Raw genomic sequence first — 15,497 nt, 5'->3', positions numbered from 1 at the left:
CCACTGATCCTACTCGGCAAACAGGGGCGCGAACAACCGCCGCATCCGCATCGCGCCGGCGTTGGTGATATGATTATTGTCAAAGTAGGTGGTCCGTCCCTCGCCAAGGACGGTGCAAATGGTCTTGTCGCAGTTCAATGGCCAAGGATCGATCAGGGTGACCTCCCCGCGCGCAGCGGCGGCGACAAAGGGGGCCAAGCCAGCCGATTCGCGTTGCAGCGCCCGTGACAGGTCGATTTGCAGACGTGAGGCGGGAATTGTTTCCCCCCTTGCCAAGGCCCGTGCCACCGGCAGGGATCCGTAGTCCGCAATCTCCGGCACCTGCCGCAGGACATGAACCTGTGCCCCTGTGGCGCGCAGTTCTGCAATCGTGTCGGAGACTGCCACGGGCCATTCGGGCGACACCTCGACAAGGTTGTGAGCGTCCGTGCCGGTTCCTGATCCTTCGGCGTAATAGCTCCAACGACCGACCAGGAGCACCCTCTCGAAAGGATGTTGCTGCAGGGCGTCCTCGATGCGCCTGTTGGCCCGGGAGCAGTCCGCATCCTGCGCCCGTGTCGCGGCGGATTCCCGTTTCTCGATCCTGAAAAGAGGGGGGCATCCGGCGTGCCAGATCAGCCAGGCAGGGGTGCCTGCTTCATGTGCGGCGCGATCCAGGCCCTCCTTGATGGCACGCAGGTGGGAATCGCCCCAAGCTAGTAGGCGTGGCTCCCCCTCGGGCCCCAGAGGACAGATTTCAACGCCTTCAAAGGGCCCGGAGGCAGCGACTCGGCAGCGCGACCAGTCTTGGATGAAATCCTGCGCGGCGTTGGCATGCATCAGGATCTCAGGCGACCAGCGGGACGGCAGGCCGGCGCGCAGATAAGGCCAGGCGCCCAGCCCGACCAACAGTGCCGTGCTGACAAGAACGCCTGCCAGCAACGGTCCTGCGGACAGCTTGTCGGCCCGGCGGACCGGCGTCTCGACCAGCCGCCAGCTGACCCAGGCCAGCACCATGGACAAAAGGATCAGGCCGGCGTTCGTCGCCGCTCCGCGGTCGGGTCCCAAGGCAAAGCCCGCAAGGCTGCGGATCGGCCAGTGCCACAGATAGAGTGAATAAGAGATCAGCCCAATCCCGCGCATCGGGGGCCAGCCCAGCAGCCGGTTGACCGGGTTTTGCGCCTGGCCGTTCCAGATCAGCAGCATCGTCCCCGCCACGGGAACCATGGCCAGCGCGCCGGGAAAATTGTCATTGGGGCGAATCAGTGCCATCCCCGCAAGCACCAGCGCCAGGCCCAAGGCAGATCCGGCCCAGCCCCGTGCCGGACCGGTGCGTCCATGAGACCAGATCGCCAGCAGCACTCCTGCCAGCAATTCCCAGGCCCGGAACGGGAAAAGAAAAAAGGCGGCTGTCTGGCGGCTCGAGGTCATCGCGATCGACAGCGACAGCGACGCGACCGCAAAACCCACAAGCAGCGGAAGCGCCAGCCGGGGGCGGCGGGCGCACAACAGCAGCATCAGCGGCAGGGCGATGTAGAACTGTTCCTCAAGGGACAGCGACCACATGTGCAGCAGCGGCTTTTCCTCCGAAGCGCTGTCGAAATAGCCGGAACCGCGCCAGAATTGGATGTTGGCCACGAACAGGGCCGACGCGATCAGTGCCTTGCCCAGTTCCCGAAGGTCATGGGGCAGAAGGATCAGATAGCCGGCCACGAAGACGGCCAGCGCCATCACCGACCATGCCGGCGCCAGCCGCCGGAAGCGCCGTAGATAGAAGCGTCCCAACCGGATGCGCCCAGTGGTCAGGTATTCCCTCCACAGGATGGCCCCGATCAGATAGCCCGAGATGACGAAGAAAACGTCGACTCCTGTGAAGCCGCCGGGCAGCCCGGGCAGGTCGAAGTGATAAAGGACGACCCCCAGAACCGCGATGGCGCGCAGGCCATCAATCTCGGGGCGATAGCCTGCCCTGGGGTCCGTCAAGGGCGCACTCATCCTATGATGGTCCTCATGGCGGGGCGCCGGGCCAGCAGCACGGCGGCAGGGCGTTCTGCAGCGCCTTGGCTGGCAACGCCGCGCGCCGCAAGGCCGGCCAGTGCGCCTGCGCTGAGCCATGTCAGCGGCGTCAGGGTCGCGTTCGGGATCAGGTCCACCAGATTGGCTGCCATGATCAGTGCAAGTCCCGCGGTCCAGCGATCGATGCCATTCGACCTCGCGCTCAGCCAGATCCGGACAACCGATCCGCATAGGAGTCCGAAGCTTGCGACATAGCCAAGGATGCCGCTCAGCGTCATGGCAACGATCCACTGACCATCGGTGACCGTGGTAAAACGCCCGCTGTAGGGGTCCACCTCTAGGTTGCGACCCCATGCCCCCCAGCCCGCGAGCGGCTTCAGGCTGGCACGATCAAGAAGAACCTGTTCGTTGTCGAAGCGAAACTCCAATGATTGTCCGCGTTCGGCGTCGAGGCCCATGGCCAGGTCCGTGATCCCTTTGACGGGAACCAGTCCCAGCCACAGCGCAACGGGATAGACAAAGACTGCAATTGCCAACACGCCTGCAAGTTTGGCCTGCCAGCGGGGCCCCAGGAACAGGATCACGGGCACCAGAGTGAAGGCATAGAGCATCGAGGCGACGCTCTTGCACAGCACCAGTACGGCAAGAAGATAAACCAGCGTAGCGATCTTCCGGCTTCGGGCCGGGTCCGACGGTTCCCGCAGCATCACGGCTGCGGACAGCACGACCATCACGGTGAACATCGCCACCCACAGGCCGTGCTCAAGAAATACCATGGGCCGGAACCCGCCGTACCGCATGGATTGGCCGAAGTCATGGGCGAAGAACCCGTAGATCCATACGTTCAGCTGCGGACTGAGCCGGATCTCGATCAGCATGGGCAGCGTATAGGCAAGTCCTGCAAGAAGCAGGGCCAGCATCCAAACCCGAATCGCATCGCGGCTGGACAGCACCATGTAGCCGACGATGAAAGGCATCAGCTCCAAGGCCACATACATGACCCCCGAGATGCCGTCCTTTATGCCCAGTCCGGGACGGTACGAAATGCCTTCGACCAGTGGTTCGGGATTGGTGACCATCGTCACCATGGGAGTCACGACGGCTACCCCGACAAGAACAATGACCCATGTTTCCAGCCGAATCCAAGGAAGAACGGCATCCTTGCGCAGGCTCAGCGCACCCACGATCGCGCATATCCCGACAATGCTGTCCTTTGTCAGGCTGGGAATCATCGGCAGGTGGATGGCAGAAACCGGCGGCAACAGAAGATAGCCGGCCAGCACGGTCCAGAGGGCCGCACGCTGATAGTCCAGCTTCGAAAACAGGAACGCCGAAACGATCGGCCAGATGGCCAGCATCATCAGCGCCAGTGAATTGCCCAACCGGACCCCCTTGCCATCACCGAGGTGCTACGTCACGTTCGCTGCCATTTCTAGCGGCTGGCACATAAAATGCCATGCATTCCCGCCACGGCTTTGCTAAACATTTCATGTATGTTTTGACCAGCCTGTTTCAGTGTGCCGCTACGCTGCAGAACAGGTTGCGTACTTGTTTCGGAGGTTTCCTTGGTCGATACACCGCCCAATTCTCGTGATATCGCCATTGTCGGCTTTGGTCTGGACCTGCCAGGGGCCGGCGATGCCGAGCGCTTCTGGGTCAACCTGCGCGACGGCGTCGAATCGATTCGCCGTCTGACGCCCGAGGAACTTCTGGCGGCCGGGGAATCAACTGCCCGGATCAATCATCCCGATTACGTGCCTGTGGCGGCCCTTCTGGAAGGGTATGACCGCTTTGACGCAGAGTTCTTCGGCCTCAGCCCCAAGGACGCCGCGGTGATGGATCCCCAGCATCGCAAGTTCCTGGAAACCTGCTGGCATGCGATCGAGCATGCCGGGCACCGGCCCGACAGTCTGGGTGCCGTGGGGGTCTGGGCAGGCTGCGGGATGGGCAGCTACTTTTCGGTCAACATCTGCTCGAACCGTGACCTGGTCGAGGAAACGGGCCTGTTCCTGCTGCGCCATACAGGCAACGACAAGGACTTCCTCGCCACGCGGGCCAGCCATGTCTTCGATTTGCGTGGTCCCAGCGTGTCGGTGCAGACAGCTTGCTCGACCTCGCTGGTGGCGGTGCACTCTGCCTGCCAGGCGCTGATCGCGGGTGATTGCGATGCGGCCCTTGCCGGCGGCGTCACCATCGAACTGCCGCAAGGACGCGGCTATGTCTACAAGCCGAACGAGATCCTGTCGCCGGATGGTCATTGCCGCGCATTCGATCATCGCAGCGAGGGGACCGTCTTTGGCAGCGGCGCGGCAGTCGTGCTGCTGCGCCGGCTGTCGGATGCCCTGGCCGACGGCGATCATGTCTGGGCCGTGATCCGCGGCAGCGCGGTCAACAATGACGGGTCGGCCAAGGCCGGTTATCTCGCGCCATCGGTCGAAGGTCAGGCCGCCGCCATCGCCGAAGCGCATCTGATGGCGGGCGTCGATGCGGCGACCATCGACTATGTCGAATGCCATGGGACGGGCACGCGCCTGGGCGATCCGATCGAGGTTGCGGCGCTGACCGAGGCATTCGCGCTCGGGAGCGTCGGGGGGCGGACAGGCATCGGTTCGGTCAAGACCAATATCGGGCACACCGACACGGCGGCAGGCGCGGCCGGGCTGATCAAGGTCGCGCTGTCGCTGCATCATCAGCAGATCCCGCCGAGCCTTGGCTTCGAGGCGCCAAATCCCGTCATCGACTTCGAGGCGACACCGTTTCATGTCGTTGCCCAAAGGTCCGACTGGCCGCGACATGACGACCGGCCTGCGCGTGCCGCTGTCAATTCGCTGGGCGTCGGAGGCACCAATGCCCACGTTGTCGTCGAGGCCGCACCGCCGCAATCCTTGTCCGAATCCTCGGACTGGCCTGTGCAGCCCCTCGTAGTGTCAGGACGAAACCGTGCCGCGCTGGACGCCAACGCCGCTGCCCTTGCCGCTTGGCTGCGCGCGAACCCGCAGGCCGATCTGGCCGATGTCGGCTTTACCATGCAGCAGGGTCGGCAGGTCTTCGACAAGCGCCGGGTGCTGGTTGCCGCCGACGCCACCGAAGCCGCCCAGCTTCTGGAAAGCAACGACTCGCGCCGCGTCTTCAACCACGACCGTTCGCAGGCGGCACCCAAGCTGGCCTTCCTGTTCCCCGGCGGCGGGGCCCAGTCGATCTTCATGGCGCGCGGCCTTTACGAGACCGAGCCCGTCTTCCGCGAGTGGATGGATCGCGGTCTGGCCGAACTGGAACGCTTGACGGGCCGCGATCCCCGCGCCTTGTGGCTGCCCGAACCGGGGCAGGAACAGGCCTCCACGGCGGCACTGAACCAGCCTTCGCTGCAATTGCCGCTGATCATGATCGTCGAATACGCACTGGCGCAGCTGTGGATCAGCTGGGGTGCGACGCCGCAGGCGCTGGGCGGCCATTCCATGGGCGAAAACACCGCCGCCTGTCTGGCGGGCGTGATCGGCTTCGAGGATTGCATCGGACTTGTGGAACTGCGGGGGCGCTTGTTCGACCGGATCGCCCCGGGCGGAATGCTCAGCGTGCCGCTGCCAGCGGATGAGCTGCTGGAGGAAGCGGGCGAAGGGTTGGATTTGGCCGCCGAGAACGCGCCCGGTCTTTCAGTCGTGTCCGGCCCTCGCGACCGCATCGACGACCTTCAGGCCCGTCTGGTCGAACGGGGCATCGAATGTCAGCGCATCGCCATCGACGTTGCCGCCCATTCCCGCATGCTGGAACCGATCCTGCCGGAGTTCGAGGCGTTCCTGCGCGGCATCCGCCTCAGCCCGCCGCAGATTCCGCTGATGTCGAACCGCACCGGCACATGGATGACCGATGCGCAGGCCACCGATCCCGCGTATTGGGTCGATCACCTGCGCCACCATGTCGATTTCCGCGGATGCATCGCCACGCTGCGCAAAGATCCGGCGCGCCTGTTCCTCGAGGTTGGACCCGGCCGCGCGATGTCGGCCTTGGCGCAGGCCAATGGTGCATCCCCCGACCGGGTCGTCAGCACCCTGCGCCATCCTGAACACGTGATCGAGGACGACGCCTTCTTCCTGATGTCCTTTGCGCGTCTCTGGGCGGCAGGGGTGGCCTTGGACTGGACGCCGATCTGGGGCGGCATGCGCCGACGGGTTCCGCTGCCCGGCTATGTTTTCCAGAGCCGGCGCTACTTCATCGAGCCGGCGGCCGAAGGGGCACAGGCTGCAAACATTGACAGGGCACCACTGCGCCTGCCGGATCCGCAGAACTGGGGCTGGCGTCCCTCGTGGCGGCTTTCGGCCCCCGATGTCGAACTGGACACCGATGGGCTGCCCCAGGGTGCGCCCGCCCGCTGGCTGGTTCTGGCGGACGAGACGGGTCTGGCCGACGCGGTCATGGCCCGGCTGCGCTCGGCCGGGCACGAGGTGATCGAGCTGCGCCCCGGTGATTGTTTCGTGCAAACGGGCGAAGACCGTTTCACGGTCGCGCCCGAAAACGGTGCGGCCGATTTCGACCTTCTGGTTGCGGCCCTGACTTCCCAGAACCGGTTGCCGCAGCGTATTGTCAGCTTCTGGCTGGTGCCCGATTCGGGGGCCAAGGGCGCGCGCGCCGGGTTCAGCCCTTTCCACCGTCATGTCGAACAAGGCTTCAACACGATGTTGCACCTGCTGCGCGCCTTGGCCAATGAAGGGGGCGGCGCGGCAGTCAATCTGGTGGCGGTCACCTCGGGTGCGGTGCAGGTCGGCACCGAACCGGTCCGGGCGCCGGAAAAGGCGATGGTGCTGGGCCCGCTGTCCGTCGGCATGCGCGAATTCCCCTGGCTGTCGGCGCGCAGCATCGACATTGTTGAGCCGCGCGGCGCTGCGGAACTGCAAGCCACGGCGGCCCACCTGGTCGAGGATCTCATGGACCCTTCGCCCGCGGCCCGCGCTGCTTGGCGCAAGGGCCGGCGCTATGCCCGGCACCTCGCGCCGCTGCCGCTGCCGCCGCTGCCTGACGCTGCCACCTACGGCGCAAGCAGCGTCGTCCTGATCACCGGCGGCCTGGGGGGCATTGCGCTGACATTGGCACGCTCGCTTGCCGTCGAGCGGGGGGCCGCGGTGGCACTGCTGTCGCGTCGCCCCCTGCCGCCTCAGGAGGAGTGGGACGCGCGCATCGCGGCAGATCCCGACCATCGCGATGCGCGTCAGCTGACCGTGCTGCGCGACCTTCAGGCTGCCGGCGCGCGCGTCATGGTGGCCGAAGCCGACGTGACCGACGCCGCCGCACTGGTACAGGCCGTAGCGGCCGTCCGAAATCGCTTCGGGCGCATCACCGACCTGATCCATGCCGCAGGCATCGTCGCCGATGCCCCGATGCTGGCCAAGGCCAGCGCCGAGATCGAGGATGTGCTGGCCCCCAAGGTCCACGGCACCCGCAATCTGGCACTGGTCTTTGCCGACGCCCCGTTGCAGCGGACCGTGCTGTTCGCCTCGACCTCAACCGAGATCGCGGCGGCGGGGCAGGTGGATTACGTGGCTGCCAACGAATATCTCAATGCAATCGCCAGTGCGGGAATTGCGGCCTTTGGTCAGGTCACTGCCGTCAATTGGGGCGTTTGGGCCGAGATCGGGATGGCCGCGGATGCGCTGTCCGGCCGGCGCGATGCGCCGGCCCTGGTTCCGGTGCCCCAGCCGTTGCTGACCGCGCAAAGCGACCTTGGCGGCGCAAAGCGCTTCACCGGCCGCTTGTCGTCGTCCGACTGGATCATTGCCGAGCACCGCACCCGCGACGGCGTTGCCCTGCTGCCCGGCACCGGCACGGTCGAGCTTGCGGCCGAGGCTCTTCAGGCGGCAGGGCGCGGCTACCCTTGGACGCTGCGCGATCTGACCTTTCTGGATCCGCTCATCGTCGAAGCGGAGGTCAGCCGCGATTTCCGCGTCACGTTGACACCAGGCGAAGGAATGATGTCGTTCCTGCTGGACGCCGATTTCGGACAAGGACCCGTTCCCGTGGCCGAAGGCAGCATCACGGCAGCGGAACCGCCCGCGGCCCCGGTCGATCTGGCGGCAATCCGCGGCAGGTTGCGGGTGGAACATGCCCCGACAGGGCACGCGCTGGAATCGGCGCAAGAAGGGCAGATGGCCTTCGGTCCCCGCTGGCGGGTGCTGCGCGCCACCTGGATGACGCCCGATGGACCCGAACGCCCCGCCAATCCCGAAGGGCTTGCGGAACTGACCCTGCCGGGCATGGCACTGGCTGATCTGGCCGAAGGCTATGTCCTGCATCCTGCGCTGATGGACATCGCGACCGGATGGGCCATGAACCTGATCCGCGGTTATGACCGCAAGCAGCTGTGGGTTCCCTTGTCCTACAAGGCGCTCACGGCGCATGCTCCCTTGCCGCCCACGATCGTCAGCCATGTTCGCCTGCGCAGCGACGGCGACGGCTATGCCAGCTTTGATGTCACCCTGACGGATCCTGCCGGAACCATCCTGGTTGAGGTCGAGGGGCTGACCCTGCGGCGTCTGGATGCCGCGCCCGCCACGCGACTGGCGGCCCGCCAGCCCCAGGTCCGCGTGATCCAGTCGCCCGGACAGGAGCGCTTGTCCCAGTTGGTGGGGCAGGGCATCCCGCCCGCGCTGGGGCCCGATCTTCTGGTCCGTGCCCTGCAGGCGGGGCGGCCCCAAGTCACCGTCTCCAGCCTGGACCTCCCGGAGTTGATCGCACAGGAAAGCCGCGCCAGTCGCGCTCGCGACGTGGCGAGCGGACCCAGCTTCGAGCGTCCCGACCTCGACAGCACCTTCATCGAGCCGCGCACCGATCTGGAACGCAGCCTGGCCGGCTTTTTCCGCGAATTGCTGGGGGTTCAGCAGGTGGGGGTTCAGGACGGATTCTTTGACCTTGGTGGCCATTCGCTGATTGCCGTGCGGCTGTTTGCGATGATCCGCAAGGGCTATGGCCTTGATCTGCCCTTGGCCACGCTGTTCGAGGCGCCGACCGTGGAAGCCTTGGCCACCCTGATCGAGAGCCGCATCGGCAAGCAGGGCGTGCAGGCCGTGGTGCCGGAAAAGGGCGCCGTTGCGGCGTTGCCTGCAGGCTTTACCCATCTGGTGCCGATGAGCCAGGGCGCCGCCGGCGGCGGCCGGCCGTTGTTCATCGTCGCGGGCATGTTCGGCAACGTGCTGAACCTGCGCGCCCTGGCACAGCGCCTGTCACCCGACCGGCCGGTCTGGGGCCTGCAGGCGCGTGGCCTGTTCGGTGAAGCGGCCCCTCATGACACACTGGCCGAGGCTGCGGCCAGCTGCATCGCGGAAATGCGCCAGATCCAGCCCGAGGGCCCTTATCTGGTGGCGGGGTTTTCGGGCGGTGGCCTGACCGCACTGGAAATCGCAAGGCAGCTGGAGGATGCGGGACAGGCCATTGCCCGGTTGGTGATGCTGGACACGCCCGTGCCCATGCGTCCGGTCCTCAGCCGCCGCGACCGGCTGCTGATCCGTGCCGCCGAAATCCAAGGCGAAGGGCCCGGCTTCTTCAGCCGCTGGCTGAAGGAGCGTCTGGCCTATGAGCGCAGCCGCCGTGCTGCCCCCGAGGCCGAGGCCGCAGGTTTCCACAATGCGGCCATTCATGCCGCCTTTCTGGGGGCGTTGCCGCGCTATGACCTGCGTCCATGGGGTGGTCCGGTGACGCTGTATCGGCCAAGACTCGACCGGCGATTCAGGGTGTCGAACGGCCAGTTCGTCAGCAGTGCCCGGGAATATGTCTACGAGGACAATCTGTGGTCGCCCTGGCTGAGCGACCTGACGGTGGCCGAGGTTCCGGGCGATCACGATTCGATGGTGCTCGAGCCTTGCGTTCGCGTTCTGGCCGCGCAGATGCGCGCCGAACTGGCGGCGTCTGACCGCATCGGCAATGCTCTGGCACAACAGGCCGCCGAATGACTGCGGGATCGGTTCATGTCGTCATCCTGAACTGGCGCAGTGCGCAGATGTCCTTGCGGTCCGCCGCGGCGGCCCTGGCGGCGATGGAAGGCATCGCAGGCGCCATTTCCCTGATCGACAACGATTCCGGGGATGGCAGCTTCGAGACGATGCAGGCCGAGGCCGAGGCGCGCGGCTGGACTCGCGACGGGCGGCTGCGCGTGCTGCAGTCGGGCCGCAACGGTGGCTTTGGCGCGGGCAACAACGCCGCCCTGCGGGTGCCGCTGCCGCAGCCGGCCGATTATGCGCTGATTGTCAATTCCGATGCCTTTGCCGAGCCGGACATGATCCGCAAGATGCGGGACTACATGGATGCCCGTCCCGATGTCGGTCTGCTGGGGTGCCGCGTGGTGGGTGAGGACGGGGGACATCATGGTACCCATTTCCGCTTTCCCGGAGTTGGCAGCGAACTGGAGGATGCGGCGCAAACGGGCCCGATTTCGCGGCTGCTGGCATCCTCCATCATCACGATCCCCATGCCTCGGACCCCCTCGGGCGTGGATTGGGTTGCCGGCGCCTCGCTGATGATCCGGTCCGAAGTCCTGACGCAGATCGGCGGCTTTGACGAAGGTTTCTTCCTTTACTTCGAGGAAACGGATCTTTGCCTTCGGGCGGCAAGGGCGGGCTGGCCCACGCATTACCTGCCTGACGCGCAGATCGTCCATATCGGCTCGGTCAGCACGGGGATGAAGGACTGGAGCCTTCCCCCTGATTACTGGTTCGCCTCGCGCGAACATTATTTCCGCCAGAACCACGGCCGGCCCGTCGCCCTGCTGGCTGTTGGCGCGCATCTTGCCGGGCTCGCCGTCCGCAGGCTGCGCATGGTGATGGGACGCGCGGATCCCGGTTTTCCGCAGGGCCAGGCCCGGGCGCTGCTGCGCCACGCCATGACGCCCACGCGTGCCCGACAGGTTCCTCGACTGGAGAATGACCGTGAACCGACTTGAATTCGCCCTGATCGGCAATGCCTCCCTGGTCCTGGAGGCCGCGCGGATTGTCACGGCCCGGGGCCATGTGGTGCAGTCCCTGACCATCGAGGACCCGAACCTGGCCGCAACGGCTCGTGCGAGCGGGCTGCCCGTCAGCCCTGTCCTGTCCTGCGATTATCTGCTGAGCGTGGCGAACCTGCAGGTGATCCCCGAAGCGCTGCTGGCCTTGGCCCGGCGCGGCGCGATCAACTTCCATGACGGCCCCCTGCCGGAACGTGCCGGTTTGAACGCGCCTGTCTGGGCGCTGCTGGAAGGGGCGTCCCAGCATGCAATCACCTGGCACCGTATCGCCCAAGGTGTGGACGAGGGGCCTGTCCTGATGCGTGTCCCGGTCGAAATCGCGCCGGATGACACCGCCCTGACTCTGAACGCCCGCTGCTGGGAGGCCGCTGTCCAGAGCCTGCCGTCATTGATTGCCATGCTCGAGGCCGGGCAGGATCAGGGCAGCCCACAGCCCCATGCACCTTCACGCAGGCATATGCGCGTTGATCGGCCCGAGGGTGGTGCCGTGATCGATTTCGGCAAGGACGCGCCCAGCCAGGCGCGTCTGGTCCGCGCCCTAGATCACGGGCCGTACTGGAATCCGCTGCTGCGCCCCAAGTTGCAGGCGGCGGAACGGCTGCTGACCGTGGCAACGGCCATTGTCGTCACACCTCCTGCGGGACAGGAACAGGTCCGACCCGGCGCGGTGCTGGAGGCGGGTCCGGATCATCTTGTGGTGGCCTGTGCGGATGGCGGGGCACTGGCCTTGTCCGGGATTGCCGACCTGTCCGGCCAGCCGCGCGAACATGGCGTCGTGAAAGGGGATGTGCTGCCGGAGCCTGCACCGGACGTCGATCTGGACGCGACGATTCGAAGGGCCGCCAGGGACGAACCCTTCTGGCGCACCCGTCTCGCGCGGCTGGCGCCGGTGGTCCTGCCGGAGGCGGTCGTGTCGCAGGACGCACCCGACTGGCAGGCGGCACGGCTGGTGCTGCCCCGACCCATGAACGCAGGTCCCATCCTTGCCGCTTTGACCGGGGCTTTGGTGCGGATGACGGGTTCGACTGCCTTCGACATTGCCATTGCACCATCGCTGCCGCGCCAGGTGCGCGACCACATGCTCGCCTTCCGACCGCTTTCGATCGATGCCGAGGATGAAACCCTGGCCGCCTTGGCCGAGGCGCTGACCCGCGATCTGGCGGATGCGGCGGCACGCGGGCCTGTCCTGGGCGACCTTCTGGCCCGGGCACCTGAACTGGGGCGGCCGGGTGTGCCGGGTCTGGCCGTGGCGCACGATCCGGCGGATGCCCCCTTGGGTGCCGCCATATGCGTCGATCTGCCCGACCAGCCGCAGGCCGAGGTCAGGATCTGGTGGGACCGCGTGCGGTTGCCGGATGGCGCATGGCAGGCCATTGCCGGTGTGGCCGAAGCGCTGGCGGCCGCCGATCCCGCCACGTTCCTTGCCCAGGCACAAACCGTGGGTGGGGGTCGCGCCCCTCAGGTTGCGCGCAACGCCAACGGAACCGAGGGCGGGCCAGAAACGATTGTGCAGGCCTTTGACCGGCAGGTCAGCCAGCGGCCCGACGCCACCGCCCTGATCTTTCGCAACAACAAGCTGAGTTATCGGCAACTGGACCAGAGGGCCACGGATCTGGCCCGCCAACTGGCGGCAGCGGGGGTGGGACCCGGCAGCCCCGTGGGCCTGTTTGCGCCCCGCGGCCTCGGGCTGGTGATCGGCGCGCTGGCGATCCTCAAGGCCGGAGGGGCTTATATCCCGCTGGATCCGGCTTATCCCGCGGAACGGCTGGCCCATTACTTGTCGGACAGCGGCGCCCGCGTGGTTCTGGCCGCCCCCGACATGGTTGCGCGTCTGCCGCAGCACGACGCGCAGGTCCTGACCTTGGACGCCGGCGGACCGGGTGCCGATCCCGTTCCGGCGCAGGGCAGCGATCTGGCCTACCTGATTTACACCTCGGGTTCGACCGGCACCCCCAAGGGCGTCATGGTCGAGCATCGCAACGTCATCAACTTCTTTGCCGGCATGGATGAGGCCATCGCCCCCGATCGGCCGGGAACCTGGCTGGCGGTCACCAGCCTTTCTTTTGACATCTCGGTCCTCGAGATCTTCTGGACCCTGACGCGGGGCTGGGAGGTGGTGATCGCAGGGGACCTGCTGGGCGGCGGTGAAACCGCTGCCCAAGGAAACGGGCCACGTCAGGGCATGGAAATGTCGCTGTTCTATTGGGGCAACGACGAGGGTGCCGGTCCGCGCAAATACGAGCTGTTGCTGGAAGGGGCGAAGCTGGCGGACAGCCACGGCTTTGCCGCCGTCTGGACGCCCGAGCGGCATTTCCATGCCTTCGGCGGTCCCTACCCGAACCCTTCGGTCACTGGTGCGGCCGTGGCAGCCGTCACCCGCAACATCGGCGTACGCGCCGGCTCGTGCGTGGCGCCGTTGCATCACCCTGCCCGCATTGCCGAGGAATGGTCGGTCATCGACAACCTGACCAATGGCCGGGCCGGCATTGCCATCGCCTCGGGCTGGCAGCCAGACGACTTCGTGTTGCGCCCGGAAAACGCGCCACCGCAGAACAAGCGCGCGATGATCCAGACGATCGACCAGCTGCGCCGCCTGTGGCGTGGCGAGGCGGTGGAGTTCCCGCGTGTCGATGGCACGCCCTTCGCGCTGGTCACCCAGCCGCGTCCCGTGTCGGCCGAATTGCCCATCTGGGTCACGACCGCCGGCAATCCGGAAACCTGGCGCGAGGCCGGACGCCTGGGTGCCCATGTGCTGACCCATCTTCTGGGCCAGAGCATCGACGACATCGCCGCGCGAATTCCCGAATATCATGGAGCCCTGCGCGAGGCGGGCCATGATCCGGCAGACTTTACCGTGACGCTGATGCTGCACAGCTATCTTGCGGACACCCGCGAAGCGTCCATGGAAACGGCGCGCGGCCCGATGAAGGATTATCTTCGCGCGGCGGCCGCGCTGGTCAAGCAATATGCCTGGGCCTTCCCGGCCTTCAAGAAGCCCGCCGGCGTGTCCGACCCCATGGCGCTCGACCTGTCCTCCCTGTCCGCGGATGAGATGGAGGGCATCCTCGACTTCGCCTTCCTGCGTTATTTCAACGAGTCGGGCCTGTTCGGCACGGTGGAGGATGCCGCCCGCCAAGCCGCGCGCTTGGGCGAGATCGGGGTGACCGAGATCGCGTGCCTGATCGACTATGGCATCGCCGCCGATACGGTCATGGAAGGGCTGCACCGGCTGGTGCAGTTGCACGACCGGATCAACCCGGCCGCGACCGAGGACGCCGATTACGGCATCGCGGCCCAGATCCGTCGCCATGGCGTCACGCATCTTCAGGCGACGCCGTCCATGGCGCGATTGCTGCTGGAAGATCCGGCCTCGCTCGAGGCCCTGTCGGGCCTGCAACTGATCGCGCTGGGCGGCGAGGCGCTGAGCCCCGGCTTGTTGGCCGATCTGCGAAAGGCCACGCGGGCGCGGATCATGAACATGTACGGTCCCACCGAAACCACGATCTGGTCGGCCGTCGCCGATCTGGGGCAGGAGGGCGATGATGTCTGGCTGGGCGATCCCATCGCCCGTACCACGCTGGAACTGCGCGACCCTGCCGGGCAACCGGTCGCCGATGGTGTCGCAGGCGAGTTGTGGATTGGTGGGGCAGGTGTGACGCGCGGCTACTGGAACCGTGCGCAGCAGACAGAGGCCGCTTTCCCGCAAACGCCCGAAGGACGGCTTTATCGCACGGGGGACCTGTGCCGGCGCGACAGTGGGGGACGGTTGCGTTTCCTGGGGCGCGTCGATCAGCAGGTCAAGCTGCGCGGTTACCGGATCGAACTGGGCGAGATCGAGGCACGGCTGGCCCGGCTGCCCGGCATCCGCGAGGTGGCCGTTGTTGCCCGCGCCGAAGCTTCGGGTGAGCGGCAGATGATCGGTTTCGTCACGGGTGATGCAGGACTGGATCCCGTGGCGCTGCGCGCAGCACTGGCGCGTGATCTGCCGGACTTCATGGTGCCGTTGCGCATCCATGTCCTGCCCACCATGCCGCTTACGCCAAACCGCAAGATCGACCGCAAGACCTTGGCCACGATGGAGCCGCCGGCGCCCGCAGCGTTGGCAGTCGTGCCCGCGCCGCGTCCCGCATCGGCGCCCATAGAGGCACCGATACAGGGAGGGGATCCTGAGGACCTGCAGGAGCGAATCGGCCAGCTGATGGCCCGCATCCTTGGCCTTTCCTCGGTACAGCCGGGCGACAACTTCTTTGATCTTGGGGGGCATTCGCTGCTGGCGGTGCAGTTGCATCGCAGCATCCGGGACGAGCTGGGGCTGGCGCGCAGTTCCATCACGGACATTTTCCGCTTTCCTGTCCTGAGCAATCTGGCGGCCCATCTGGCCGGGGCGCGGCCTGTTGTTGCAGCGCCACCCCCGCCTGTGCCTGCGGATACGCCTGCACCTGCTGCGGCAAATGACATGATGGCGGCGCGACGTGCGTTGCGGGCTCGGATGCGCCCGCAGGGGCAGTGATCGCAGAGG

Annotated in this window: 5 protein-coding genes; 3 read left to right on the top strand and 2 right to left on the bottom strand. The window is 66.4% G+C overall.

Features of this window, described 5'->3' with window-relative positions; translation table 11 throughout:
• Window positions 1-9: 9 nt before the first annotated feature.
• Complete coding sequence (locus ACLHHB_RS02120; RefSeq protein ID WP_410216631.1) at window positions 10-1,974, bottom strand: acyltransferase family protein; 1,965 nt, start codon at window positions 1,972-1,974, stop codon at window positions 10-12.
• Entirely contained in the window at window positions 1,971-3,377 is a 1,407-nt protein-coding gene (locus ACLHHB_RS02115) for a hypothetical protein (RefSeq protein ID WP_410216630.1), read from the bottom strand. Before ACLHHB_RS02115 ends, ACLHHB_RS02120 begins: the two co-directional genes overlap by 4 nt.
• 183 nt (window positions 3,378-3,560) lie before the next feature.
• Here ACLHHB_RS02115 and ACLHHB_RS02110 point away from each other — a divergent pair, with 183 nt between their 5' ends.
• From ACLHHB_RS02110 to ACLHHB_RS02100, 3 genes are read left to right on the top strand one after another with little or no spacing between them, the layout of a single operon-like run.
• Entirely contained in the window at window positions 3,561-9,929 is a 6,369-nt protein-coding gene (locus tag ACLHHB_RS02110; protein WP_410216629.1) for a type I polyketide synthase, read from the top strand.
• Window positions 9,926-10,915: a glycosyltransferase family 2 protein gene (locus ACLHHB_RS02105; RefSeq protein WP_410216628.1), complete on the top strand. Its 990-nt coding sequence runs from the start codon at window positions 9,926-9,928 to the stop codon at window positions 10,913-10,915. Before ACLHHB_RS02110 ends, ACLHHB_RS02105 begins: the two co-directional genes overlap by 4 nt.
• Complete coding sequence (locus tag ACLHHB_RS02100; protein WP_410216627.1) at window positions 10,902-15,488, top strand: MupA/Atu3671 family FMN-dependent luciferase-like monooxygenase; 4,587 nt, start codon at window positions 10,902-10,904, stop codon at window positions 15,486-15,488. The genes ACLHHB_RS02105 and ACLHHB_RS02100 overlap by 14 nt, the downstream gene beginning before the upstream one ends.
• Window positions 15,489-15,497 lie beyond the last annotated feature (9 nt).

The organism is Paracoccus sp. (in: a-proteobacteria) (assembly GCF_046462195.1).
In the GTDB taxonomy this organism is placed as follows: Bacteria; Pseudomonadota; Alphaproteobacteria; order Rhodobacterales; family Rhodobacteraceae; genus Paracoccus.
The sequence above is the reverse complement of the archived record's forward strand: the minus strand, read 5'-3'. Positions and strand labels throughout refer to the sequence as shown.

Coding starts and splice junctions, on each gene's coding strand:
- ACLHHB_RS02120 (WP_410216631.1), bottom strand. CDS start 1,974: ATGAGTGCGCCCTTGACGGACCCCAGGGCAGGCTATCGCCCCGAGATT.
- ACLHHB_RS02105 (WP_410216628.1), top strand. CDS start 9,926: ATGACTGCGGGATCGGTTCATGTCGTCATCCTGAACTGGCGCAGTGCG.